The sequence below is a fragment of the Pseudomonas sp. 43A genome (assembly GCF_013363935.1).
Classification (GTDB): Bacteria; Pseudomonadota; Gammaproteobacteria; order Pseudomonadales; family Pseudomonadaceae; genus Aquipseudomonas; species Aquipseudomonas crudilactis.
The window spans coordinates 1460702-1485658 of the sequence record NZ_CP054880.1 but is presented as its reverse complement, the minus strand read 5'-3'; the positions used below and the strand labels follow the sequence as shown (position 1 = coordinate 1485658).

Below are 24957 nucleotides of genomic sequence, written 5' to 3'. Positions count from 1 at the left end.
CCCCTCGCCCCTTGGGGGAGAGGGCTGGGGTGAGGGGGTAAGATTTCAGGCCCCACAAAAAAGCCCGAAACCATCACTGGCCCCGGGCTTTTTCATATCCGCCGAAAACTTACTCAGCCAGAACCTGACCCACCGTCGGATCCTTGAACAGACGCGTCAGCGCATCGCTCAACACATCGCTGACCAGTTTGGTGTTGGTTTCCTGGTTCGGCGCCATACCGAATCGCTGATCCAGCGAAGCGCCGTAACGGCCGCTGTAACGGCGGTTGGCGTTCTGCACGTCGGAGCGGAAGGTCGCGCCGATGGTCGCTTCGGTCACGTACATGCCTTCTTTCGGCGACTGATACTTCAGTTCGGCCAACGTCACGGTCAACTGCGGCGCGTTCGGCGCGTTGTTGGTCGGGGTGAAACCGAGCAAACGCACGGCAGCTTCAGCCTGGGCTTGCAGCTTCGGCAGGATCTGCTCGCGCTGCACGGTGATGGCACTGGTTTCCGGGTACAGGCCGCCACGGGTGCCCAAGGTTGGCGACGGACGACCGTCTACTACACGCACAACAACAGGCTGGCCACGACCGACCGCTGGCAGCTGGGTGGTCAGCTTCGGCTCCGGGTTCAGTTGTTGCGGGCTGTGGGCGCAGCCGGCCAGGGTCAAACCGGCCACAGTGATCAAACCGAACAACAGGCGTTGCAACATGCTCTTCTCTCCAGAATCAGGCACAAACAGGCCGGCAGTATAGCGGTGGGCCACTGCGGGTAACCAGCGCCCGACAGTGAATACTGAAATGTCTGACAAACCTGTGGGAAAGCGGTTCCTGTCACAGATTATTCACCCGCCATACACCTTCACGTCACGGCGCATTGGCAACCTTGCAATCAGTCCCCCACAAGGTACTCAACCATGCGTTATCTGATCTCGTTGTTCGCGCCACGCCCGTTGCACCGCAGCTTCGCCCTGCTCGATCGCAACGGCCATTGCCAGGCTTTCAAGCAGTGCAGCCTGCAGCCAATGGGTGACGGTTGGGTGGAAATCGAAGAAATCCGCCTCAACTGGTTGCACCAGCCACTGCCCGCCAGCGCCCGCGTCATAGCGTCGCAGCCCCGTGCACGGGCGCAAGCGATGTTGAGCATCTGACCGGATGCCTAATAAAAGTCATTAAACACGAGCAACTGCCCGCATTTCTTCGATACAATCTCCCCCCGATTATAAGGACGTCTCCTGATCGGGCCCCGCAACAGCGTCAATGCGCATGCATCGACACCCAAAATCGCCCACAGAGAGCCGCCCACACAGATCGAGTGAAGTTGGCGCGCTTGCCTGTTCTTCCGGCAAAAACCCCGCTTTTCGCGAATCTGCAGAGCTGTCATGACGCTCGGCCACCGCGTTGTTTTGCCTTTGCGGGCAAGGTGCCAGGCCTGGACAGCCCTTTTTTGAGGTTCACGTCTTCAAAAGAGCGTGAAAAAAACGGGTTTTCACAACTTCACAAGAGTGTGGCGAGCAAATGAAAAGTTTTGCGTCTGAACATGCACCATTAGCGTCTGAAACAGCCCAACGACACAGGACCGGGTATACCTCGAATATCGGAGCCTGAAGCCTGTCCGCTACGGATTTGGTTGCACAAAAACGGATGTCTCGACCATAAGTCGAATTGCCAGCTGCGTGCTGAAATGAGTTCATGGAGCTCTTGAAAGCCAAGCCGCATACATCCGTCGAAGTTGCGAAAAATTGCGAAGATTCGGACATGGCGAACCTGACCACGGATAGCCCGGACATCACTGACCTGTCCCGGAACGCCTGGCAGCCATGCCGACAATTTGGTGCTGCAGATTTTGGAGACGCGTTAAATGGCGCATAACGAAGCAGTCGACGTAGTACTGGTTGGGGCCGGCATCATGAGTGCCACCCTTGCCGTACTGCTCAAAGAGCTCGACCCCGCGATCAAGCTGGAAGTCGTCGAGCTGATGGATTCCGGTGCTGCGGAGAGTTCCAACCCGTGGAACAACGCCGGTACCGGTCACGCTGGCCTGTGCGAGCTGAACTACACGCCGCAAGCCGCCGATGGCACCGTCGACATCAAGAAAGCCGTGCACATCAACACCCAGTTCGAGGTGTCGAAGCAGTTCTGGTCGTACCTGACCAAAAAAGGCACCTTCGGCTCGTGCAAATCCTTCATCAGCCCGGTGCCGCACCTGAGTTTCGTCCAGGGCGACTCAGGCGTGTCCTTCCTCAAGTCGCGCTTCGACGTGCTGCACAAGCATCACGCGTTCGCCGACATGGAGTACACCGAAGACAAGGCCAAGATGGCCGAGTGGATGCCGCTGATGATGCCGGGCCGCTCGCCGGACGAAGTCCTCGCCGCGACCCGCGTGATGAACGGCACTGACGTCAACTTTGGCGCCCTGACCAATCAGTTGCTCAAGCACCTGACCAGCGCTCCCGATGCTCAAGTCAAATACTGCAAGCGCGTGACCGGCCTCAAGCGTAACGGCAGTGGCTGGACCGTCAGCATCAAGGACGTCAACAGCGGCAGCAGCCGTGAAGTCGACGCCAAGTTCGTCTTCCTCGGTGCCGGTGGCGCTGCCCTGCCGTTGCTGCAGGCTTCAGGCATCGAGGAAAGCAAAGGCTTCGGCGGCTTCCCGATCAGCGGCCAGTGGCTGCGCTGCGACAACCCGGAAGTGGTCAAACAGCACCAGGCCAAGGTGTACAGCCAGGCCGCTGTGGGTTCGCCACCGATGTCGGTGCCGCACCTGGACACCCGCGTGGTCGACGGCAAGAAATCCCTGCTGTTCGGGCCATACGCCGGTTTCACCACCAAGTTCCTCAAGCACGGTTCCTTCATGGACCTGCCGCTGTCGGTTCGCGCCGGCAACATCGGGCCGATGCTGGCCGTGGCGAAAAACAACATGGACCTGACCAAGTACCTGGTCAGCGAAGTGATGCAATCGATGGAACAGCGTCTGGATTCCCTGCGCCGTTTCTACCCGGAGGCGAAAGCCGAAGACTGGCGCCTGGAAGTGGCCGGCCAACGGGTGCAGATCATCAAGAAAGACCCGAAAAAGGGCGGCATCCTGCAGTTCGGTACCGAACTGGTTGCGGCCAAGGACGGTTCCCTCGCCGCCCTGCTCGGCGCTTCGCCGGGTGCGTCGGTGACCGTTTCGATCATGCTCGAACTGATCGAGAAGTGCTTTCCGGCCAAGGCCAAAGGCGAGTGGTCCGGCAAACTGGCGGAAATCTTCCCGGCCCGTGAAAAGGTGCTGGAAACCGATGCTGCGCTGTATCGCAAGATCAACACGCAGAACAACATCGCGCTGGAACTGGTTGAAGAAAGCAGCGAGACCCCAAGCTACGCTTGATCTTGCCGCATAAAAAACGCCCCGTACTCAGTGAGTGCGGGGCGTTTTTTTATGCTTGGGAAAAGTCTCAGGTGCGGGACTTTTCGATCAGCTCGATGTATTCCGGGGCGTTGCGCTGATCGGCGATCAGCTCAACGAAGGTCTTGCCCTGTTCGTCCTTGCCATCGACGTCGTAGCCAGCCGCAACGAAGAAGCCCAAGAAGCGTTCGAAGTCATCGATGCGCAGGCCACGGTAAGCCTTGATCAGTTTGTGCAGCGACGGCGACGTGGCGTCGACCGGTTCAAAATCGAGGAACAGCTTGATCTGCTCATCGCCGATCTCGTCACCAATCACTTGTTTCTTATCTTTACGCATTGCCGACTCCAGCTCGCAGACATGACACGGGGCGGGCAGTTTACCCCTGCCCGGCCGCCCGGCTCAACGCGATCGCACCGCCCCGGTGTGCAAATCGGCCCAGATATGACCGTTGGCGTAACTGAGGAATTGCACATACACGGTGTCATTGCGCAGCAGATCGATAATCACACGGTATTGGGCCTGTGGATAAAACAGTGTGAGGGTTTTGCTCTTGTCGTCATAAACCGGCTTTTTCAGGCTTTTGCTTTCGCCGTCGAAATTGACCAGCACCTGGGTGATCGTCGCGCCCTTGCTCAGGGACTTGCCCTTGAGGCGGATCATCAATGGCGAGGTGACCGGAATCGGCTGCTGATTGGACTGGCGTTGTGCGCCGACGACCACCGAGTAATCGGTGACCTGCAGAAGTTGCTGCTGCTCGGGCTCGGCATCGCGCACGGTCAGATCGTCCGGCGGCAGAAACTGGCTGTGCATCGGCGCGGCGGAAAGAGGCAGGCTGAAGATCAGGAAAAGCGCGGCGAGGCTGCGGATCGAGAGGCTCATGACGGGCTCCGGAGGGCGGGGCCGAGCACTCTAGCATGGGATTAAAAGCAAAAGATCGCAGCGTTCCGCAGCTCCTACGGGTTTACATCAATCCCATGTAGGAACTGCCGAAGGCTGCGATCTTTTGATCTTGTTTACATGCCTTTAACGGCAAAGATCCCGTTGGCGTTGCGCCAGTAACCTTTGTAGTCCATGCCGTAACCGAAGATGTAACGGTCGATGCACGGCAGGCCGACGAAATCGGCTTTCAGGTCAGGACGCGCCTTGCGGTCGTGATCTTTGTCGATCAGTACGGCGGTGTGCACTTTGCGCGCGCCGGCGTGTTTGCAGAAGTCGATGATCGCGCCGAGGGTGTGACCTTCGTCGAGGATGTCGTCGATGATCAGCACGTCGCGGTCGATGAACGAGACTTCCGGCTTGGCTTTCCAGAACAGGTCGCCACCGCTGGTTTCGTTGCGATAACGGGTCGCGTGCAGGTAGGACGCTTCCAGCGGGAATTGCAGATGCGTCAGCAGCTTGCCGGAGAAGATCAGGCCGCCATTCATCACGCAGAACACCACCGGGTTGCTGTCAGCCAGTTGCTCGTTGATTTGTGCACCGACGCGGGCGATGGCCGCCTCGACTTCAGATTCGGTGTACAGGCAGTCAGCCTCTCGCATGATTTGACGGATATGCTCGAGATCAGCGGACATGGCGCTCTCCAGGGGGTTCGATTTCGGAAAAGCGGGCAAAGGTACGCATCCCGCGAGGTCGAATCAAGCATTTGTGGACTAACGTACAGAATGTCCTATAGGACATCACCCTCGGATAGATTAATCTAGGCCGGTTTTTTTGCCCGCCGCCGGAGTTTTTCCATGCCCATCCTCGAGATCCGCCATCCGCTGATCCGCCATAAACTCGGCCTGATGCGCCGCGCTGACATCAGCACCAAGAATTTCCGTGAGCTCGCTCAGGAAGTCGGCGCCCTGTTGACCTATGAAGCTACCAAAGATTTGCCGCTGGAGTCCTACGATATTGCAGGCTGGTGCGGCACCGTGTCGGTCGAGAAAATCGCCGGCAAAAAGATCACCGTCGTGCCGATCCTGCGCGCCGGTATCGGCATGCTGGAAGGCGTGCTGAGCCTGATCCCGGGTGCCAAGGTTTCCGCTGTGGGCGTTGCCCGTAACGAAGAAACCCTGCAAGCGCACACCTATCTGGAAAAACTGGTTCCGGAAATCGACGAACGGTTGGCGATGATCATCGACCCGATGCTTGCCACCGGCAGCTCCATGGTTGCGACCATTGATCTGTTGAAGAAAGCCGGCTGCAAAGACATCCGCGCGATGGTGCTGGTTGCCGCACCGGAAGGCATTGCTGCCGTAGAAAAGGCTCACCCGGACGTGACCATCTACACCGCGTCCATCGATGAGCGCTTGAACGAGCACGGTTACATCATCCCAGGGCTTGGCGACGCCGGTGACAAGATCTTCGGCACCAAGCAGAAGGACGCGTGAGCATGCAGCAAGAGTTCAACGATCCGCTCTGGCGCACGGTGCTGTCCGGCGCCCAGATGCTGTTCGTGGCTTTCGGCGCCCTGGTGCTGATGCCGCTGATCACGGGCCTGGACCCGAACGTGGCACTGTTTACCGCAGGTCTGGGGACGATTCTGTTCCAGATCGTCACCGGGCGTCAGGTGCCGGTGTTTCTGGCGTCGAGCTTCGCTTTCATCACCCCGATCATTCTCGCCAAGGGCCAGTTCGGCCTCGCCGCGACCATGGGCGGTGTGATGGCGGCCGGTTTCGTCTACACCTTCCTCGGCCTTGCCGTGAAGATCAAAGGCACCGGTTTCATCGACCGTCTGCTGCCACCGGTGGTGATTGGCCCGGTGATCATTTCCATCGGCCTGGCCATGGCGCCGATTGCCGCGAACATGGCGATGGGCAAGGCTGGTGACGGTTCTGAACTGATCCATTACCAGACCGCGATGCTGATCTCGATGCCGGCGCTGCTGACCACGTTGATCGTGGCGGTGTTCGGCAAAGGCATCTTCCGCCTGGTGCCGATCATCTCCGGTGTGCTGGTCGGTTTTGCTATGGCGTTCTATTTCGGTGTGGTCGATACCGCGAAGATTGCCGCTGCGCCATGGTTTGCGATCCCGCACTTCACCGCGCCGGAGTTCAACTGGCAGGCAATTCTGTTCATCGTTCCGGTGGCGCTGGCCCCGGCCATTGAGCACATCGGCGGCGTGATTGCCGTCGGCAGCGTGACCGGTCGCGACTATCTGAAGAAGCCAGGCCTGCATCGCACCCTGCTCGGTGACGGCATTGCCACCACCGCTGCCGGCATGTTCGGTGGTCCGCCAAACACCACCTACGCGGAAGTGACGGGCGCAGTGATGCTGACCAAGAACTACAACCCGAAAATCATGACCTGGGCGGCAATCTTCGCTATCAGCCTGGCGTTCATCGGCAAATTCGGCGCGCTGCTGCAAAGCATTCCGGTGCCGGTGATGGGCGGGATTCTGTGCTTGCTGTTCGGTTCGATCGCAGCGGTGGGCATGAACACCCTGATCCGTCACAAGATCGATCTGGGCGAAGCGCGCAATCTGGTGATCGTCTCGGTGACGCTGGTGTTCGGGATTGGCGGTGTGCTGGTCGGCACCGGCACAGGTCCGGACGACTTTGGCCTCAAAGGCATCGCGCTGTGCGCGGTGGTGGCGATTGCGCTGAACCTGATTCTGCCGGGCAATGACGGCTGGAAGAACAAGAAGGCGGATGAGCCGCTGATCTGAACATTTAGATCTTCATCGCCTGACAGATAGCTATCGCGAGCAGGCTCACTCCTACAAGGTCAACGCAATACCTGTAGGAGTGAGCCTGCTCGCGATTTGCTTTTAGAGGGCCAGCGGCGCTCGTTCGCAGAGGGTTGCCAACGCCTTAGCCCATTGCCGGTCGTCATTCAGGCACGGCACCAGCACCAACTCCTCGCCCCCTGCTTCGCGGAACTGTTCCTTGCCGCGATCGCCAATCTCTTCCAGCGTCTCGATGCAATCGGCGACAAACGCCGGGCACATCACCAGAATCTTCTTCACGCCGTTTTTCGCCAGCTCATCCAGGCGCGCTTCGGTGTACGGTTCGATCCACTTGGCCCGGCCCAGCCGCGACTGAAACGACACCGACCATTTGCCATCCGGCAACCCCATGCGCTCCGCGAACAACGCCGCTGTACGCAGGCATTGCGCGCGATAACAGGTGGCCAATACCGCAGGCGAAGCGTTCTTGCAGCAGTCTTCATTCTTGAAGCAATGATTGCCGGTCGGATCGAGTTTGGTCAGGTGCCGCTCAGGCAAACCGTGGAAGCTCAGCAGCAAGTGATCGTAATCCTGTTGCAGATGCGGCCTGGCGCTTTCGACCAACGCATCGAGGTATTCCGGCTGATCGTAAAAGGGTTGCAGTACCGACAATTGCACATCGAGCTTGTTCTGCCGGATCACCCGTTTCGCTTCTTCGATCACCGTGGTTGTGGTGCTGTCGGCGAACTGTGGATACAGCGGCGCCAGCGTGATGCGCTTGTGCCCCGCCGCGACCAGTTTCAGCAAACAGGTTTCAATCGACGGCTCACCGTAGCGCATCGCCAACTCGACCGGGCCGTGGCTCCACTGCGCGGTCATCTGCTGTTGCAGGCGACGGCTGAGCACCACCAGCGGTGAACCCTCCTGCCACCAGATCGAGGCATAGGCGTGGGCCGATTGCTCGGGGCGCTTGATCAGGATCAGCGACACCAACAGACGCCGCACCGGCCATGGCAGGTCGATCACGTACGGGTCCATCAGGAATTGATTGAGGTAGCTGCGCACATCGGCCACCGAGGTGGAGGCCGGGGAACCCAGGTTGACCAGAAGCAAGGCGTGATCGGTCATGCAACGTCCTATTTCAGAGGCGGCTGGAGAGATCATCCAGGGCCGCGCGTAAATCCGTGAACTGGAAAGTGAAACCCGCTTCCAGCAAGCGTGCCGGCATAGCCTTCTGGCCGCCGAGCAACAACAAAGACATTTCGCCGAGGCCGACTTTCAGCGCCAGCGTCGGCATCGGCATGAACGCCGGGCGGTGCAACACGCTGCCCAGCGTTTTGGCAAATTCGCGATTGCGCACCGGTTGCGGCGCGCAGGCATTATAAGGACCAGCGGCCTGCTCGCGGTGCAGAAGAAAATCAATCAGGGCGATTTGATCGTTGATATGAATCCACGGCATCCACTGCCGACCATTGCCCAAAGGCCCGCCCAGCCCGAGTTTGAACGGCAGCAATAACCGCGACAAAAAGCCGCCCTCGGCCGACAGCACCAGACCCGTTCGCACCAGTACCACACGGATGCCCTGCGCTTCGGCGCGCAGTGCGGTTTCCTCCCAGGCGATGCACAACTGGCTGGCGAAATCGTCGATCACCGGCGGCGATTCTTCGGTCAACTCGCGCTCACCGCCATCGCCGTACCAGCCGATTGCCGATCCGGAAATCAGCAATGCCGGTTTCTGCGCGCGGGTTTCGAGCCAGGCCAACAGCGTCTCCGTCAGCGTGATACGGCTGCTCCACAGCAACGCTTTGCGGCGATGGGTCCATGGCCGATCGGCAATCGGCGCGCCGGCCAGATTGATGATCGCGTCCACAGGTTCCTCGCCGAGATCTTCCAGGCGCGCGATGCCGCGCACCTGTGCACCGCAAATCTTCGCGACTGTCTCCGGCTTGCGGCTCCACACCGTCAAGCGATGTCCCTGCCCCAACCAGTGTCGGCAGAGCTGACGTCCTATCAAACCAGTACCGCCGGTCAGCAATATGTGCATGACATCTTCCTCGCGTGGCGTTTAACCCGGATCACTAGTCTATTTTTATAAGCAGGGATCTTTTCTATCGGGCAGGCTCTATTGTTTAACCATAGGCCAAGCTGTCAGAACGAGAACGCTAGAAGTTATACCAAAAAACAAAATTGTACAGGTTTCATCCACGGCGTAGTCTGTACAGAAAGGTAAACGAGGCCCCTATGACTGTACCTATCGCAATCATCGGCACCGGCATCGCCGGGCTCTCCGCCGCCCAGGCTCTGACAGAGACAGGGCATACCGTGCAATTGTTCGATAAAAGTCGCGGCAGCGGCGGACGCATGTCGAGCAAGCGCAGCGACGCTGGCTCGCTGGACATGGGCGCGCAGTATTTCACTGCTCGCGACCGCCGCTTCGTCACTGAAGTGCAGCGTTGGCAAAGCCTGGGCTGGGTCGCCGAGTGGACGCCGCAGCTCTACACCTATCAGGGCGGGCAGCTGAATCTGTCGCCGGACGAGCAGACCCGCTGGGTCGGGACGCCGCGCATGAGCGCCATCACTCGTGGCCTGCTCAACGGCCTGGAAGTGCACTTTGCCTGCCGCATCACCGAGGTCTATCGCGGTGAAGAACATTGGCATTTGCAGGACGCCGAAGGTTTCACGCACGGGCCGTTCAGTCATGTCGTGATCGCCACGCCAGCACCGCAAGCGACTGCCCTGCTGGCCGCCGCACCGAAACTTGCCGGGGCCGCCGCCGGGGTGAAAATGGACCCGACCTGGGCCGTCGCCCTCGCTTTCGAAACACCATTGGATACGCCCATCGAAGGTTGCTTCGTGCAGGACAGCCCGCTCGACTGGCTGGCGCGCAACCGCAGTAAACCGGGGCGCGACAACACCCTCGACACCTGGGTGCTGCATGCCACCAGCGCGTGGAGCCGGCAACACATCGACTTGTCCAAGGAAGCGGTGATCGAGCAACTGCACGGTGCCTTTGCCGAGTTGCTGCACAGCGCCATGCCCGCGCCAACCTTCAGCCTCGCCCACCGCTGGCTCTACGCACGTCCCGCAACAGGCCACGAATGGGCGACGCTGGCCGATGCCGATCTGGGCCTCTACGCCTGCGGCGACTGGTGCCTGTCCGGGCGCGTCGAAGGCGCTTGGCTCAGTGGCCAGGAAGCTGCGCGACGTTTGCACGAACACCTGCAATGAACCGCATCAATCCGCGTAAATTGCTGCTGTCGAAATGGACAGCAGCACAGCCGCAGAATCGTGAAAAACATTTTCTGGTGACCGAGTTGTTCCGTGATGAGGAAGGCACGGTGCTGGCGGTTGAGTTGCAGGCGGTGTTGACCAAGCGTGCTGAGCGCCTCGATTGGCAGACACTACAGAACAACGCCGAATGGCTGCAGGGCTGGAAGTAAATACCGTCCCCTGTGGGAGCGAGCTTGCTCGCGAAGGCGGTGTGTCAATCAATGCATTTGTTGAATGTTAATGCGTATTCGCGAGCAAGCTCGCTCCCACAGTGAACGGCGTTCAATCCAAAAAGTTATACAAATCATTTGACTTGTACACCCATGAATCTATGCTGAGCAAAGTTGTACAGAGATCGACCTCTGTACAGGTATGGATTCGAGGTGCCCATGTCTGACTCTTGCGCAGCCAAACCAAAAATCGCCATCAGCGCCTGCCTGCTGGGCGCCGAGGTGCGCTACAACGGTGGACACAAGGAATCTCGCCTGTGCAGCCGCACCCTCACCGAGCATTTCGATTTTGTCCCCGTATGCCCGGAAGTGGCCATCGGCCTGGGCATCCCGCGCGAACCCATCCGCCTCGTCGGCGACGCTGAGCATCCACAAGCGGTCGGCACGGTGAACCGGGCGATCAACGTCACCCAGCCACTGGCCGAATACGGCGAGAAAATGGCCGCCGAACTCGATGACATCTGCGGCTACATCTTCATGCAGCAATCGCCGTCCTGCGGCCTGGAACGGGTCAAGGTCTACCACGCCAACGGTGCCCCGGTGAATGGCGGCGGACGCGGCATTTATGCCCAGGCGTTCTGCGCACGGCATCCGGATCTGCCCGTGGAAGAAGCCGGGCGCCTCAACGATCCGGTGCTGCGCGAGAACTTCATCACCCGCGTGTTCGCCTACAGCGAATGGCAACAAGTCCTCGCCAATGGCCTGAGCCGCCGCGCCCTCACCGAATTCCATTCGCGCTACAAATATTTGCTGATGGCGCACAACCCGCTGCAATACAAAGCACTGGGCAAACTGCTCGGCAACATGGCGCACACCGATCCCGCCGAACTCGGCCCGCGCTACTTCAGCGAACTGATGGCGGCATTGAAGAAATGCGCCACCCGTGGCACGCACTGCAACGTGCTGCTGCACATCAGCGGTTATCTGAAACAGGTAATCAGCGCCGAAGACAAACAGGAAATGCAACACGTCATCGGCCAGTACCGCCAAGGCATCGTGCCGCTGGTGGTGCCGTTGACGCTGCTCAAGCATCACTTTCGCCTCCATCCGGATTCGTACATCGCGCAACAGGTCTACCTGCAACCGCACCCGGAAAACCTCAGCCTGCGAAACGCAATCTAATGAACGACAAAATGGATACCAGCGCCCAGGAAGACCTTGGCGCGGATTTTAAAAAAGCCCTCGACGAGGGCTGGCTGCCGATTCGCGAAGTCGCTCGGCAGACCGGCGTCAATGCGATCACCCTGCGTGCGTGGGAACGCCGCTACGGGCTGGTCGTGCCGCAACGCACCCCCAAAGGTCACCGGCTGTATTCGGCCGAACACGTGCAACAGATTCTGACCATCCTCACCTGGCTCAACCGTGGTGTTGCCGTCAGTCAGGTCAAACCGCTGCTCGACACGCCACAGGCGTTCAGCGAAACGGTGGAAAACGACTGGCAGCGCTTGCGCCAGACACTGCTGGCGGCCGTCACGCAACTCAACGAACGCAGCCTCGACGACAGCGTCAATCAGGCTATGGCGCTTTATCCGCCACGCACGTTGTGCGAGCAATTGCTGATGCCGCTGCTGGCGGAACTGGAGCAGCGTTGGCAGGGCCAGTTCGGCGCGCAGATGGAACGAGTGTTCTTTTATTCGTGGTTACGCAGCAAATTCGGCACACGCATCTACCATAACAATCGTCAGTTGCATGGCGCCCCGCTGCTGTTGATCAATCATTCCGACCTGCCACTGGAACCTCACCTGTGGCTGTGCGCGTGGCTGATCAGCAGCGCCGATTGTCCGGTGCAAGTGTTTGACTGGCCGCTGCCGGCCGCCGAACTGGCGCTGGCGGTCGAACATCTGCAAGCCCGTGGCGTACTGCTGTATTCCAGCAAAGCCATGAACCTTGCGCAGTTGCCGAAACTATTGAACGGAGTCAGTTGCCCAAAAATGCTGGTCGGACCAACGGTATGCATCCACCACGCCGAGTTGTCCGTAAAAATCTCCGAGATGGCTGATGTGTTCCTGGCGGAAGATGCGCTTCTTGCGCACCAGGAACTCGTTAAGCGTGGGCTGATTTAATGGACGCCGTGAGTTCCGACATGCAATTGATCTGGCTGCGCAGCGACCTGCGCCAACATGACAACACTGCCCTCGCGGCTGCCGCAGCGCGCGGCCCGACGGTCGCCGTGTACCTGTTGAGCCCGCAGCAGTGGCTTGAGCATGACGATGCAGCGTGCAAGGTCGACTTCTGGTTGCGCAACCTGCGTGAGCTGAGCGCAAGCCTTGGCCAACTGAATATCCCGTTGCTGATTCGCACTGCAACCCATTGGGATCAAGCCCCGGCAGAACTGCTCAAGCTCTGCCGGCAACTGAAGATAGCGGCGGTTCACGTCAATGAAGAGTATGGCGTCCATGAAAGCCGTCGTGATGCAGCGGTGGCCGAGACACTGAAGGCCGAGGGCATCACGTTTCACAGCTATCTCGACCAGTTGCTGTTCAAACCCGGCAGCGTACTGACCAAGACCGAGAGTTACTTCAAGGTGTTCAGCCAGTTCCGCAAAGTCTGTTACGAACGCCTGCATCGCTCGATGCCGGCGCTGGTCAAGGCCCCAGGCAAACAGGCAAAACTAGCGATAGACAGCGACCCGATTCCCGACTCCGTCAAAGGCTTCGCCACACCGAGCCAAACCCTGCGCGATCTGTGGCCGGCCGGCGAACAGGAAGCCCGGCGCCGTCTCGACACTTTCACCGACGCGCAAATCGACTACTACCAAAGCGAACGCGACTTCCCGGCCAAGCCCGGCACCAGTCAGCTCTCGGCGTATCTCGCCGCCGGTGTGATCTCGCCACGGCAATGCCTGCACGCCGCCCTGCAAAGCAATCAGGGCGAGTTCGAGAGCGGTAAGGTCGGCGCGGTCACCTGGATCAACGAGCTGCTGTGGCGCGAGTTCTACAAGCACATTCTGGTCGGCTATCCACGGGTCTCGCGACACCGCGCCTTCCGTCAGGAAACCGAAGCGCTGGCCTGGCGTGATGCGCCGGACGATCTCGCCGCGTGGCAAGAAGCGCGTACCGGTCTGCCGATCATCGACGCCGCGATGCGCCAACTGCTCGAAACCGGCTGGATGCACAATCGCCTGCGCATGGTCGTGGCGATGTTCCTGACCAAAAACCTGCTGATCGACTGGCGCGAAGGCGAACGCTTTTTCATGCGTCACCTGATCGACGGCGATCTGGCAGCAAACAACGGTGGCTGGCAGTGGAGTTCGTCGACGGGCACCGATTCGGCGCCGTACTTCCGCATCTTCAATCCGCTGAGCCAGTCGGAAAAATTCGACAGCGAGGGCCTGTTCATCAAGCACTGGTTGCCGGAACTGGCCGACCTCAACAAAAAAGAACTGCACAACCCGGCCAACCTCGGTGGTTTGTTCGGTGCGGTGGATTATCCGTCGCCGATCGTCAACCTCAGCGACTCACGCCAACGGGCACTGGCAGCCTTCAAGAACCTGCCTGCGCGTACGTCTACAGGAGGCGACGATGAGTGAATTCCTGCGCCGCTTCGCCCGGCAATTCTCAGCGTTGAACAAAGACAACCTGCAAAGCCTGGGCGAGCTGTACAGCGATGACATTCACTTCACCGACCCGCTGCACGAGGTTCAGGGACTGGCGCAATTACGCGACTATTTCGGCGAGCTATACGCCAACGTCAGCGAACTGCGCTTCGACTTTCATGGTTTCGACCAGATCGGCGACTGCGAAGGCTACCTGCGTTGGGTCATGAGTTATCGCCATCCGCGCCTGGCGGGTGGCCGTGTGATTCGTGTCAGCGGCTGCTCGCATCTGCTGTGGCACGACAAGGTTTATCGCCATCGGGATTACTTTGATGCCGGGGCGCTGCTGTATGAGCACTTGCCAGTATTGGGCCGGGTCATTGCCTGGCTGAAAAGGAGAATGGGATGAGTCGTACACCTCCACGGCGTTATTGGTTGACCGGGGCCAGCAGTGGCATCGGCGCCGCGCTGGCTGAAGAGATCCTGAAAACCGGTGCGCACCTGGCGGTCAGTTCCCGTCAGATCGCCCCGCTCAAGGTCTTGTCGCAACGCTATCCGGGGCAGGTACTGGTGGTGCCGGGGGACCTGACCAACAGCCAGACGGTTCGCGAAATCGGTGAGCAGATCGCCGTGGACTGGGGTTCGCTGGACTCGGTGATTCTCAACGCCGGCACTTGCGAATACGTCGATGCCAAACAGTTCGACTCCTCGATCGTCGAGCATGTGGTGCGCACCAATCTGCTCGCCAGCAGTTATTGCATCGAAGCCGCGCTGCCGCTGCTGCGCAAAGGTATCGCGCCGCACCTGATCGGCGTGGCCAGTTCGGTGACCTACTTGCCACTGCCACGGGCCGAAGCCTACGGCGCCTCGAAGGCCGGTTTGCGTTACCTGTTCGAATCGTTGCGCATCGATCTGGCCGACGAAGGCATTGAAGTCACCGTGGTCAGCCCCGGTTTTGTCGAAACTCCGCTGACCGCGAAAAACGACTTCCCCATGCCCTTGAGCTGGCCTGTGGATAAAGCCGCACGGCACATCTTCGCCAAGCTCAAGGATCGGCCGCTGGAGATCGCCTTCCCGGCGCTGTTCATGGCCGCGCTGTGGCCACTGTCGAAACTGCCGGCACGCGTCCAACTGGCGATCGGCAAGCGCATGGTGCGCAAGTCACCTCCGCTGACGGATCCGACATGAAAATCGCCATCGTCGGCAGCGGCATCGCCGGGCTTACCTGCGCCTACCTGCTCAATCGCCGCCATGAAGTCACGGTGTTCGAGGCCGGCGACTGGGTCGGTGGCCACACGCACACCGTGCCGGTGACCGTCGATGGCCGCCAATATTCGGTGGACACCGGTTTCATCGTGTTCAACGACTGGACCTACCCGAACTTCATCCGCTTGCTCGGGCAGCTCGGCGTGCCGTTCAAACCGACGGAAATGAGTTTCTCGGTGACCGACCCGGACACCGGCCTGGAATACAACGGCAACAACCTCAACAGCCTCTTCGCCCAGCGCAGCAACCTGTTTTCGCCGGGGTTCTGGGGCATGTTGCGCGACATCCTGCGCTTCAACAAAGAAGCCCAACGCGACCTCATCGAACTGCGCATCGCTGCTGACACCACCCTCGACGAGTACCTCAAGGCCGGAGGTTACGGCGAACGGTTCATCCTGCATTACATCGTGCCGATGGGCTCGGCGATCTGGTCGATGCCGATGGCAGAAATGCTCAACTTTCCGCTGCAGTTTTTTGTGCGATTCTTCAAGAATCACGGCTTGTTGTCGGTCAGTGATCGGCCTCAATGGCAAGTTATCGAAGGCGGCTCGAGCGCCTATATCGCACCGCTGACGGCAGCGTTCAAAGAGCGGATTCGTCTCAATTGCCCGGTAGCCCGGGTTGATCGTGACGTGCATGGCGTAGTTATCCACAGCCCGGCAGGCCTCGAACACTTCGATCAGGTGGTGTTCGCCTGCCACAGCGATCAAGCGTTGCAACTGCTGGCGGTGCCAAGCGACGCCGAACGCGCGATCCTCGGTGCCCTGCCCTACGCCGACAACGAAGTGGTGTTGCACACCGACACGCGTTTGCTGCCGACACGCAAACTGGCCTGGGCGAGCTGGAATTATCGGCTCAGCGGCGCCGGCCATACCCACGCCGCCGTCACCTACGACATGAACATTCTGCAGGGCATTCAGAGCGACACCACGTTCTGCGTCAGCCTCAATCAGAGCGCCGGCATCAGCCCGGACAAAGTGCTTGCCCGTTACACCTACGCCCATCCGCAATTCAGCCTCGCGGCAGTGGCGGCACAGAATCGCTGGGGCGAACTGGATGGCGCGCAACACACGCATTATTGCGGCGCCTATTGGGCCAACGGTTTTCATGAAGACGGTGTGGTCAGCGCCTTGCGCGTGGCCGCCGCATTCGGGGAAACCTTATGAACAGCGCCCTCTACAGCGGCTGGATCGGCCATCGGCGTTTCTCGCCGCGCCGCCATGAATTCCGCTACCGGATCGGTTTGCTCTACCTCGATCTCAGCGAACAGGACGCGGTGCTTGCACTGTCGCCGCTGGCCGGACGTAGCCGTTTTGCGCCGTTTTCATTTCGCGAGACTGACTACCTGAAGACCTTTACCGGCCGTGGCATACGCCTGATCGACGCCGTACGCCAGCAGGTCGGCATCGCCATCGGCCACGAACCGCAAGGCTCGATCTGCCTGCTGACCCAGGCACGCAGTTGGGGGCTGTCGTTCAACCCGGTGAGTTTCTTTTATTGCCATGAAGCCGACGGGCAACTGGCGGCGATTGTCTGCGAAGTCACCAACACGCCGTGGCGCGAGCGTTATCACTATGTGCTTCCAGCGCGCACGCCCGTCGACCTGCGGGACTTTCACCAGCACTTCGCCGTGGCCAAGGCCTTTCACGTTTCGCCGTTTTTGCCGCGCGACCTCGAATACCGCATGAGCTTCAGCCCCGCCGCGCAAACCCTCGGCGTGCACATGGCCGACTGGCAGGGCGAGCACAAACTGTTCGACGCCACGCTCAATCTGCAACGCGAAAATCTTGATCGCCACAGCTTGCACCGTTACTTGCGGCGCTTTCCGTGGATGACCGCGAAAACCGCCTTGGCGATTTACTGGCAAGCGCTGCGACTGCTGCTCAAACGCGCACCGATCTTTGCTCATCAGACTGCCGACGGCAGCTTTCAAACCGCCACTGTGCCTCCCAAGGAGCACCGCCATGAAATCCTCTAGTCTGTCGATCAGTCGGTTCAGCGCCAACAGTTTGACCGGATCGCTACTGCGCCGTGGCGTGCTGCGCCAATTGGCTCAGTTGAAAAACGGGCAACTGCTAGTGGTCGAGGATGGCGAACGGCTGATGTTCGGTACGCCCGGCAGTGCGTTGCTCGGGGAAATCCATGTGACGGATCCGGCCGTCTGGGGCATGGTCGCGGGCAACGGTTCGATTGGTGCCGGCGAAGCGTTTATCCACGGCTATTGGAGTTCGCCGGATCTGACAGCGGTGGTGCGCGTGTTCGTCAGCAATCTCGACGTGCTCGATGCCATGGAGGGCGGCCTGGCGCGCCTCGGCCGGCCGTTGGTGCAAGGCCTGCATTGGCTGAATCGCAATACGCGCAAGGGTTCGCAGAAAAACATCGCCGCGCACTACGACCTCGGTAACGACCTGTTCGAGCAGTTTCTTGATCCGACCATGATGTATTCGGCGGCGCAGTTCCTTACGCCAGAAGACAGCCTCGAACAGGCGCAGCTGAACAAACTCGAGCGGATCTGTCAGAAGCTCGCGCTCCAACCCAGCGACCATTTGCTGGAAATCGGCACCGGTTGGGGCAGCATGGCGCTCTACGCGGCGCAGAACTACGGTTGCCGCGTCACCACCACGACCCTCTCGAAAGAGCAGTACGCGTTTACCGCGCAACGCATCGAACAACTGGGTTTGCAGGATCAGGTCACGCTGCTGCTCAAGGACTACCGCGACCTCACCGGCGAATACGACAAACTGGTGTCGATCGAAATGATCGAGGCGGTCGGTCACCGCTTCCTGCCGACCTACTTCAAACAGTGCGCGCACTTGCTCAAGAGCAACGGCCTGATGCTGATCCAGGCAATCACCATCCGCGAACAGCGCTACGAACAGGCCAAGCGCGGCGTCGACTTTATCCAGCGTTACATCTTCCCCGGCGGCGCCCTGCCCAGCGTGCAGAAAATGCTCGAAGTGGTCAGCCGCGACACCGACATGAACCTGCTGCACATGGAAGATTTCGGCCTGCATTATGCAAAAACCCTACGCCTGTGGCACGAGAACTTCCGCCACGCCCATGGCCGTTTGAGCGAGTTGGGTTACGACGATTATTTCCTGCGTCTGTGGGAGTTTTACCTGTGTTACTGCGAAGGTGGATTCCTCGAACGCACCATCGGCACCGCGCAATTGCTGCTGGCCAAACCGGCTGCAATGACTGCGCCGCTGCTCGGGCGCTTCGATGCTTGAGCGTGTGGCCAATGCGGTGTTGTTCCAGATCGGCTGGCTGATCTGCGTACTCGGCGGCAACAGTTTGTGGCTGCTGGTGGCGCTGGCGGTGCTGGTCATCCATCTGCGCTGGATCAGCAGTTGGGCGGCTGAAGGCCGTTTGATGTTGAGCGTGGTGATTGTCGGCACGGCGGTGGACAGCGTTTTGCGCGCTTTGGGCGTGTTCGAATTTCAGGATTTGTCGCCGCTGATTCCACTGTGGCTGATGCTGTTGTGGGCGCTGCTCGCGACCACTTTGCGCCACTGCCTGGCATGGAGCGCCCGGCCGTGGTGGCTGGCGAGTTCCCTGGGTGCCGTCGGCGGCGCATTGTCGTACTACGCCGGCGGGCGGCTGGCAGGCGTGCAATTCCCCTACGGCGAGTTGCCCACCCTGATCGGCATCGGCCTGCTCTGGGCGCTGCTGTTTCCGCTGTTGCATGTGATGGCCCGGCGATTAAGCCACTGAGCGTCCGTCAGACCTTTCACACGCATGTCGACCACTGCCTTACACTGCCGGCCATGAAGACCATTCCCCACCATCAAATCACTGAACCGGCGGTCACCTGCTCCACTTGCGCGGCGTGCTGCTGTCAGCTTGAAGTGATGCTGATCACCGACACCGGCGTGCCTGATCGTTTTATCGATACCGATGAATGGGGCGGCGAAGTGATGCTGCGTCTGGACGACGGCTGGTGCGCGGCGCTGGATCGCGACAGCATGATGTGCACGATCTATGAGAGACGGCCGCTGATTTGCCGCGAGTTCGAGATGGGCGCGCCCGAGTGCATTGAAGAGCGCAAAGGCATCACGACCGCCTACCGCTGATTTTTGAGTTCACTGAAAACAACTGTGGGAGCGAGCTTGCTCGCGAAGGCGGTCTTTCATTCAACATCATCGTTGAATATGAAATAGCTTTCGCGAGCAAGCTCGCTCCCACAGGGGTGAGGCGTGTATCCGTTACAACGGCATTGTGTAATGCAGCGAGTAACTTTCTACCCCGTCGTTGTCACTGGCCAGGCCGGCGTTGGAATAGTGCGTCGCACGAATTCCGACTTCATGCCCGCCATTGAAACGCAGACCAAAACCGAAGCGGTCTTCAAACTGGAAAGAGCCGCCGAGATTGTTGGATTCGTATTTGGTATTGGAGAACGCCGCGACGCCAATCCCCGCCTCCACATACGGTTTGACCGACTGACCGGCGAACTCGTAAACAAATACCGGCGAGAACGACAGGCTGTTGTTACTGGAAGTCTTGTCACCTTCCCAGTAAGTGTAAGCCCCGCTCCAGTAACCGGTCAGGCGACCGACGTCACTTTGCAGCCAGCTCTTGTCCCAGTCGAAATTCATGCCCAGGCGGTACGTCATGGTCGAGTCGCTGGTGGCCCCCACCGCGAACTCCACACCTGCCGCCTGCGCAGTAATACTTTGCCCCATCAGTGCGGCCGCAATCGCGGCCAAGCAGAATAGTCGCTTCACGTTGAAACTTCCTTTTCCGGAACGATCGTTTGGTTTTCTCGATAACTCTTCGCTATAGAAGCTGGCGCCTGCTTAGAAGTTCAGCTGATTTTTTAGTTATTTCACAATTTTTTTACAAGTCGAAGTTTTGCACTTCGCCAGCGTTTTGTCCGAGCAGTGGCAGGATGTTTTTAAAGTACTCAGGATCGGCGCTGGTCCAGAATCTGACCGGCTGGTTCGGGCCGGCAGCGAGCAAATCGCGCTCCGCCAAAAGCCGCTGAAGTTGCCGCGCTACAGCAGCACCGGTATCGATCAGACTGATGTCCGCAGGGATCATCGATTTGAGCATCGGCTTGAGAAAGGGATAGTGGGTGCAGCCCAGAATGATCGTGTCACAGCCGCTGGCCAACAGTGGCTCGACATAACCTTGCAGCAACTGACGCAACTGCGCGCTGTGCAGATCGCCGCTCTCAATCAGCTCGACCAGACCGGGACATGGCTGAGTAATCACACGCACGTCAGTGGCAAAACGATCAAGCAGTGCGGCGAATTTGGCGCTCTGCAACGTGCCGGTGGTGGCGAGCACGCCGACCACACCGCTGCGGGTCGCGGCCGCCGCTGGTTTGACCGCAGGCTCCATGCCGACAATCGGCCAGTCGGGGAAATCCCGTCGTAAATCGGCGACCCCGGCAACCGTGGCCGTATTGCAGGCCAGCACCAACGCCTTGGCACCCTGCTCACGGAAAAAACCGGCCATCACGCTGCAGCGCTGGCGAATGAATTCCGGAGTTTTCTCGCCGTAGGGAATGTGCCCGCAATCGGCGACATAGAGCAATGTTTCATTGGGCAGCAAACGCTGGATTTCCGCCAGCACCGACAGGCCGCCGACACCGGAGTCGAACACGCCGATCGGCGCTTCACGCATGGCGCGAGCCACAGATGCTGCAACCTGGATCACGCTTGACGCGCAACTCACGGAAACGCGAGCCGAGGGCATCGATCAACAGCAAACGGCCCACCAGCGGTTCGCCGAAACCGACCAGCACCTTCAAGGCCTCCAGTGCCTGAAGGCTGCCGACCAGACCGACCAGCGGCCCGACCACACCCGCTTCGCTGCAGGTCAGTTCGGCTTCGCTGCCGTGCCCGTATAAACAGTGGTAGCAAGGGCTCTCGGCTCGACGCGGGTCGAACACCGACAACTGCCCTTCGAGTCGAATCGCCGCGCCGCTGACCAACGGTTTGCACGCAGCTACGCACGCAGCGTTGACGGCTTCGCGGGTGGAGAAATTATCGGAACAGTCGAGCACCAGATCCACCGCAGCCACGGCAGCAGCAAGGGAATCCTCGTCCAGTGCCTGACGGTGGGCGATCAGTTGGATTTCTGGATTGATCGCCGTCAAACGCTTGAGCGCCGAGTCGACCTTGCTCATGCCGACGCTGTCGGTGTCGTGAATGATCTGGCGTTGCAGGTTGGTCAGATCGACCGTGTCGAAATCCGCCAAGTGCAACTCACCGACACCCGCCGCTGCGAGGTACAGCGCAACCGGCGCACCGAGTCCGCCGAGGCCAACGATCAGTACACGACTGGCCTTGAGCTTCAGCTGCCCGTCGATGTCGATGTGTTGCAGCAGAATCTGCCGGCTGTAGCGCAGCAATTCCTGATCATTCAGCACGGCAGGCGCCCCAGACTGATGCGTTGATGACCGCCCAGATCGGTGCGGCTGTGGACTTCTTCGAAACCGCGCGTCAGCAGCAGATCGCGTACGGCTTCGGCTTGATCATAGCCGTGCTCGAGCATCAGCCAGCCAGCGGCCTCCAGATGAGCCGGGGCCTGATCGACGATCAAGCGCAGATCGTCGAGCCCGTCCTCACCAGCAACCAGCGCGCTGGCCGGTTCGAAGCGCACATCGCCCTCGACCAGATGCGGGTCGGTGGCGGCAATGTACGGCGGATTGCTGATGATCAACTGGAAACGCTGACCTTCAAGCGCGCTGAACCAATGGCTGCTCAGCACCGTGGCGTTGTTCAGATGCAGTCGCTGGCGATTGCGTTCGGCCAATGCCACGGCTTCAAGCACGCGATCCACCGCCGTGACTTTCCACGCCGGACGTTCGCTGGCCAAGGCCAACGCAATCGCACCGCTACCGGTGCCAAGGTCGAGCACTTTCGCCGGGGTCGCGGGGAGCAATTCCAGCGCTGCTTCCACCAACAGTTCCGTGTCCGGGCGCGGGATCAGTGTGTGCGGTGCGACTTCCAGATCGAGTTTCCAGAAACCCTGCTGACCGAGAATGTAGGCCACCGGCTCACCGCCACGGCGGCGTTGCAGGTACTCGGCAAAGGTCAGCGCCGCTTCACTCGGCACGATGCGCTCGGGCCACGTATGCAGAAAACTGCGCGACTTGCCCAATGCGGCGGCAAGGAGCAATTCGGCGTCCAGACGCGCGGTGGGCGAGTCCGGCAGTTCGGCGGCGCGCAACAGGCTGGCAATGATGGTCATTTATTCACCTATCGCGGCGAGTTGGTCAGCCTGGTATTCGGCCAACAACGGCTCGATCACCGCTTCAACGCCACCGGCGAGGATTTCATCCAGCGAGTACAGGGTCAGGTTGACGCGATGGTCGGTGACCCGGCCCTGGGCATAGTTGTAGGTGCGAATGCGTTCGGAACGGTCGCCCGAGCCGACCAGCAATTTACGCTCGCTGGCGATCGCGTTGGCCGCCGCTGCGGTTTGCTGATCGTTGAGTTTAGCCGCCAGCCACGCCATCGCCCGGGCACGGTTCTTGTGCTGGGAACGTTCTTCCTGACACTCAACCACGGTGCCGGTCGGTATGTGCGTGATGCGGATCGCCGAGTCGGTGGTGTTGACGTGCTGGCCACCGGCCCCGGAAGAGCGGTAAGTGTCGACGCGCAAATCCGCTGGGTTGATCTCGATGGCTTCGCGCTCGTCCGGCTCGGGCAACACCGCCACGGTGCAGGCCGACGTGTGGATGCGGCCCTGGGATTCGGTGGCGGGTACGCGTTGTACGCGGTGCGCGCCTGATTCGAATTTCAGCTTGCCGTAAACGTTGTCGCCTTCAATGCGCGCGATGACTTCTTTATAGCCACCGTGTTCGCCTTCGTTTGCCGAAAGAATCTCCACACGCCAGCCACGACGTTCGGCGTAACGCGAGTACATGCGGAACAGGTCGCCGGAAAAAATCGCCGCCTCGTCGCCACCGGTGCCGGCACGGATTTCGAGATAGACGTTGCGCCCGTCATTCGGATCCTTGGGCAGCAACATGCGCTGCAGATCGTCTTCCAGAGTGATCAGCAACTCCTTGGCTTCGCGAACTTCTTCCACGGCCATTTCACGCATGTCCGGGTCGTTGTCCTTGAGCAGCGCCTGGGCGCCTTCAAGATCGCTTTGTACGCCGAGCAGCTTTTTATAGGCGTGCACGACCGGTTCGAGTTCGGCGTATTCCTTGGAATAAGCACGGAACCTGGTCTGATCGGCAATGACTTCACCGTCGCCGAGCAGCGCGGTCAGTTCCTCGAAACGGTCCTGGAGGACATCCAGCTTGTTGAGCAGTGACGCTTTCATTGCGGTTTTTTATCCGAAAAGCTATCCGGTGAGCCCTCAAGGGCAAAGAGTTCCTGGGCCATGGCCAGCGCATCGAGGCGGCCTTCGGCAGAAAGCTTTTTCAATTGCACGCTGGGCGCATGCAACAGTTTATTGGTCAGGCCACGGGCCAGTTGCCCGAGCACGTCCTCGGCGTTGCCGCCGTTGGCCAGCAGGCGCAGGGCTTTTTGCAGCTCCTCGTCCCGCAGGCGTTCGCTCTGTTGACGATAGGCCTTGAGCACATCGACCGCCGCCAGCTCACGCAGGCGCACCATGAAATCGTCGGCGCCGACCGAGACCATTTCTTCAGCGGCCTGCGCTGCACCCTGTCGACTTTTGAGGTTTTCGGCGACCACTTCGTGGAGATCGTCGACGCTATAAAGGTAAACGTCGTCCAACTCGCCGACTTCCGGCTCGATATCCCTGGGAACGGCGATGTCGACCATGAAGATCGGCTTGTGCTTGCGCAGCTTCAGCGCACTCTCGACCGCGCCCTTGCCGAGAATCGGCAACTGACTGGCGGTCGAACTGATGACGATATCGCTGCGCACCAGTTCTGCCGGTATATCCGAGAGCAGCACCGCGTGAGCGCCGAACTGTTCGGCCAGCAGACTGGCGCGTTCCAGCGTGCGGTTGGCGACGACGATGCGCTTGACCCCCAGCTCGTGCAAATGGCGGGCGACCAACGTAATGGTCTCGCCGGCGCCGATCAGCAGAGCCTGGCTGCGTTGCAAATCACTGAAAATCTGTTTGGCCAGGCTGACGGCAGCAAACGCCACTGATACCGGGTTTTCACCGATAGCGGTGTCAGTGCGCACCTGTTTGGCGGCATTGAAGGTCGCCTGAAACAGTCGCCCCAACAACGGGCCGATGGTGCCGGCCTCGCGGGCCACGGCGTAGGCCGATTTCATCTGACCGAGAATCTGCGGCTCGCCCAGCACCAGCGAGTCGAGCCCGGAGGCGACGCGCATCATGTGACGAACTGCCGCATCATCTTCATGCACATAAGCACTCGCGCGCAGCTCATCGAGGCTTAAATGGTGATAGTCGGCCAGCCAGCGCAGCACGATATCGGCAGAAAGCTGATCCTGTTCTATATAAAGCTCACTGCGATTGCAGGTGGAGAGGATCGCGGCTTCGCGGCTGTCGGTCAGTCGGCAGAGCTGCTGCAAGGCCTCCACCAGCTGTTCAGGAGTAAAAGCCACGCGCTCGCGGACGTCTACTGACGCAGTCTTGTGGTTGATACCGAGTGCAAGGAAGGCCATTCAAGGTCGCTGATGGTGACGTGAAGCCGGCAATTGTCCTACTTCGAAAGATTCAGAACAACTACCGCTGA

Annotated in this window: 28 protein-coding genes; 16 read left to right on the top strand and 12 right to left on the bottom strand. The window is 59.9% G+C overall.

What is annotated here, in order from left to right:
* Nucleotides 1-109 precede the first annotated feature (109 nt).
* Complete coding sequence (locus HUW52_RS06615; RefSeq protein ID WP_008086137.1) at nt 110-694, bottom strand: YajG family lipoprotein; 585 nt, start codon at nt 692-694, stop codon at nt 110-112.
* 204 nt (nt 695-898) lie between these two features.
* Here HUW52_RS06615 and HUW52_RS06610 point away from each other — a divergent pair, with 204 nt between their 5' ends.
* Nucleotides 899-1132 (top strand): hypothetical protein, encoded by a 234-nt coding sequence (locus HUW52_RS06610; protein ID WP_016987192.1) that lies wholly within the window; start codon nt 899-901, stop codon nt 1130-1132.
* 710 nt (nt 1133-1842) lie between these two features.
* On the top strand, nt 1843-3351 hold the full coding sequence (gene mqo, locus HUW52_RS06605; RefSeq protein ID WP_016987194.1) for a malate dehydrogenase (quinone): 1509 nt from the start codon (nt 1843-1845) through the stop codon (nt 3349-3351).
* A 67-nt stretch (nt 3352-3418) separates the two neighbouring features.
* Here the strand turns inward: mqo and HUW52_RS06600 are convergent, their stop codons facing one another.
* From HUW52_RS06600 to HUW52_RS06590, 3 genes are all read right to left on the bottom strand, one after another.
* Entirely contained in the window at nt 3419-3706 is a 288-nt protein-coding gene (locus tag HUW52_RS06600) for a PA4642 family protein (protein WP_093441345.1), read from the bottom strand.
* 63 nt (nt 3707-3769) lie between these two features.
* Nucleotides 3770-4249: a hypothetical protein gene (locus tag HUW52_RS06595; RefSeq protein WP_175553228.1), complete on the bottom strand. Its 480-nt coding sequence runs from the start codon at nt 4247-4249 to the stop codon at nt 3770-3772.
* Between the two features lie 134 nt (nt 4250-4383).
* Nucleotides 4384-4941, bottom strand: a complete 558-nt coding sequence (locus HUW52_RS06590) for a hypoxanthine-guanine phosphoribosyltransferase (RefSeq protein WP_016987197.1) — start codon at nt 4939-4941, stop codon at nt 4384-4386.
* A 162-nt stretch (nt 4942-5103) separates the two neighbouring features.
* Here HUW52_RS06590 and upp point away from each other — a divergent pair, with 162 nt between their 5' ends.
* Both upp and HUW52_RS06580 read left to right on the top strand, forming a co-directional pair.
* Nucleotides 5104-5742 carry a uracil phosphoribosyltransferase gene (gene upp / locus HUW52_RS06585; protein ID WP_007912842.1) on the top strand — a complete coding sequence of 213 codons (639 nt, stop codon included), beginning with the start codon at nt 5104-5106 and terminating at the stop codon, nt 5740-5742.
* Between the two features lie 2 nt (nt 5743-5744).
* On the top strand, nt 5745-7019 hold the full coding sequence (locus HUW52_RS06580) for a uracil-xanthine permease family protein (protein ID WP_016987198.1): 1275 nt from the start codon (nt 5745-5747) through the stop codon (nt 7017-7019).
* A gap of 102 nt (nt 7020-7121) precedes the next feature.
* On the opposite strand, the gene hemH is transcribed toward HUW52_RS06580, so the two are convergent.
* Together hemH and HUW52_RS06570 are read right to left on the bottom strand one after the other, a co-directional pair.
* Complete coding sequence (hemH, locus tag HUW52_RS06575) at nt 7122-8147, bottom strand: ferrochelatase (protein WP_016987199.1); 1026 nt, start codon at nt 8145-8147, stop codon at nt 7122-7124.
* A gap of 13 nt (nt 8148-8160) precedes the next feature.
* Nucleotides 8161-9063 (bottom strand): TIGR01777 family oxidoreductase, encoded by a 903-nt coding sequence (locus HUW52_RS06570; RefSeq protein ID WP_175553227.1) that lies wholly within the window; start codon nt 9061-9063, stop codon nt 8161-8163.
* 197 nt (nt 9064-9260) lie between these two features.
* On the opposite strand from HUW52_RS06570, the gene HUW52_RS06565 reads away from it, so the two are divergent.
* The 12 genes from HUW52_RS06565 (at nt 9261) to HUW52_RS06510 (ending at nt 19393) form a co-directional block, all read left to right on the top strand.
* Complete coding sequence (locus tag HUW52_RS06565) at nt 9261-10247, top strand: NAD(P)/FAD-dependent oxidoreductase (RefSeq protein WP_175553226.1); 987 nt, start codon at nt 9261-9263, stop codon at nt 10245-10247.
* Nucleotides 10244-10459 carry a TIGR02450 family Trp-rich protein gene (locus HUW52_RS06560; protein WP_016987202.1) on the top strand — a complete coding sequence of 72 codons (216 nt, stop codon included), beginning with the start codon at nt 10244-10246 and terminating at the stop codon, nt 10457-10459. The genes HUW52_RS06565 and HUW52_RS06560 overlap by 4 nt, the downstream gene beginning before the upstream one ends.
* Nucleotides 10460-10678: 219 nt before the next feature.
* Complete coding sequence (locus HUW52_RS06555; protein WP_016987203.1) at nt 10679-11641, top strand: DUF523 and DUF1722 domain-containing protein; 963 nt, start codon at nt 10679-10681, stop codon at nt 11639-11641.
* Nucleotides 11641-12582: a MerR family transcriptional regulator gene (locus HUW52_RS06550; RefSeq protein WP_016987204.1), complete on the top strand. Its 942-nt coding sequence runs from the start codon at nt 11641-11643 to the stop codon at nt 12580-12582. Before HUW52_RS06555 ends, HUW52_RS06550 begins: the two co-directional genes overlap by 1 nt.
* Nucleotides 12583-12602: 20 nt before the next feature.
* Nucleotides 12603-14048 carry a deoxyribodipyrimidine photo-lyase gene (phrB, locus tag HUW52_RS06545; protein WP_175553225.1) on the top strand — a complete coding sequence of 482 codons (1446 nt, stop codon included), beginning with the start codon at nt 12603-12605 and terminating at the stop codon, nt 14046-14048.
* Entirely contained in the window at nt 14041-14463 is a 423-nt protein-coding gene (locus tag HUW52_RS06540; protein ID WP_016987206.1) for a nuclear transport factor 2 family protein, read from the top strand. The genes phrB and HUW52_RS06540 overlap by 8 nt, the downstream gene beginning before the upstream one ends.
* The gene (locus HUW52_RS06535; RefSeq protein ID WP_016987207.1) at nt 14460-15242 is read left to right on the top strand and encodes an SDR family oxidoreductase; all 783 of its coding nucleotides are present in this window, start codon (nt 14460-14462) and stop codon (nt 15240-15242) included. The genes HUW52_RS06540 and HUW52_RS06535 overlap by 4 nt, the downstream gene beginning before the upstream one ends.
* A complete protein-coding gene (locus tag HUW52_RS06530; RefSeq protein ID WP_016987208.1) occupies nt 15239-16486 on the top strand; it encodes an NAD(P)/FAD-dependent oxidoreductase in 1248 nt (415 codons plus the stop codon). Before HUW52_RS06535 ends, HUW52_RS06530 begins: the two co-directional genes overlap by 4 nt.
* Nucleotides 16483-17298, top strand: coding sequence for a DUF1365 domain-containing protein (locus HUW52_RS06525; protein WP_175553224.1), 816 nt, complete (start codon nt 16483-16485; stop codon nt 17296-17298). Before HUW52_RS06530 ends, HUW52_RS06525 begins: the two co-directional genes overlap by 4 nt.
* Nucleotides 17285-18550 carry a cyclopropane-fatty-acyl-phospholipid synthase family protein gene (locus HUW52_RS06520; protein ID WP_016987210.1) on the top strand — a complete coding sequence of 422 codons (1266 nt, stop codon included), beginning with the start codon at nt 17285-17287 and terminating at the stop codon, nt 18548-18550. The genes HUW52_RS06525 and HUW52_RS06520 overlap by 14 nt, the downstream gene beginning before the upstream one ends.
* Complete coding sequence (locus HUW52_RS06515; protein ID WP_016987211.1) at nt 18543-19034, top strand: DUF2878 domain-containing protein; 492 nt, start codon at nt 18543-18545, stop codon at nt 19032-19034. Before HUW52_RS06520 ends, HUW52_RS06515 begins: the two co-directional genes overlap by 8 nt.
* A 53-nt stretch (nt 19035-19087) precedes the next feature.
* Nucleotides 19088-19393, top strand: coding sequence for a YkgJ family cysteine cluster protein (locus tag HUW52_RS06510; protein WP_175553223.1), 306 nt, complete (start codon nt 19088-19090; stop codon nt 19391-19393).
* A 132-nt stretch (nt 19394-19525) separates the two neighbouring features.
* On the opposite strand, the gene HUW52_RS06505 is transcribed toward HUW52_RS06510, so the two are convergent.
* From HUW52_RS06505 to hemA, 6 genes are all read right to left on the bottom strand, one after another.
* Nucleotides 19526-20044 (bottom strand): acyloxyacyl hydrolase, encoded by a 519-nt coding sequence (locus HUW52_RS06505; protein WP_095114379.1) that lies wholly within the window; start codon nt 20042-20044, stop codon nt 19526-19528.
* 112 nt (nt 20045-20156) lie between these two features.
* Nucleotides 20157-20948 (bottom strand): glutamate racemase, encoded by a 792-nt coding sequence (gene murI / locus HUW52_RS06500; protein ID WP_175553222.1) that lies wholly within the window; start codon nt 20946-20948, stop codon nt 20157-20159.
* Entirely contained in the window at nt 20941-21696 is a 756-nt protein-coding gene (locus HUW52_RS06495; protein ID WP_175553221.1) for a molybdopterin-synthase adenylyltransferase MoeB, read from the bottom strand. The genes murI and HUW52_RS06495 overlap by 8 nt, the downstream gene beginning before the upstream one ends.
* On the bottom strand, nt 21690-22520 hold the full coding sequence (prmC, locus tag HUW52_RS06490; RefSeq protein ID WP_016987216.1) for a peptide chain release factor N(5)-glutamine methyltransferase: 831 nt from the start codon (nt 22518-22520) through the stop codon (nt 21690-21692). The genes HUW52_RS06495 and prmC overlap by 7 nt, the downstream gene beginning before the upstream one ends.
* The gene (gene prfA / locus HUW52_RS06485; RefSeq protein ID WP_016987217.1) at nt 22521-23603 is read right to left on the bottom strand and encodes a peptide chain release factor 1; all 1083 of its coding nucleotides are present in this window, start codon (nt 23601-23603) and stop codon (nt 22521-22523) included.
* Entirely contained in the window at nt 23600-24886 is a 1287-nt protein-coding gene (hemA, locus tag HUW52_RS06480; protein ID WP_007951716.1) for a glutamyl-tRNA reductase, read from the bottom strand. Before hemA ends, prfA begins: the two co-directional genes overlap by 4 nt.
* Between the last annotated feature and the right edge of the window lie 71 nt (nt 24887-24957).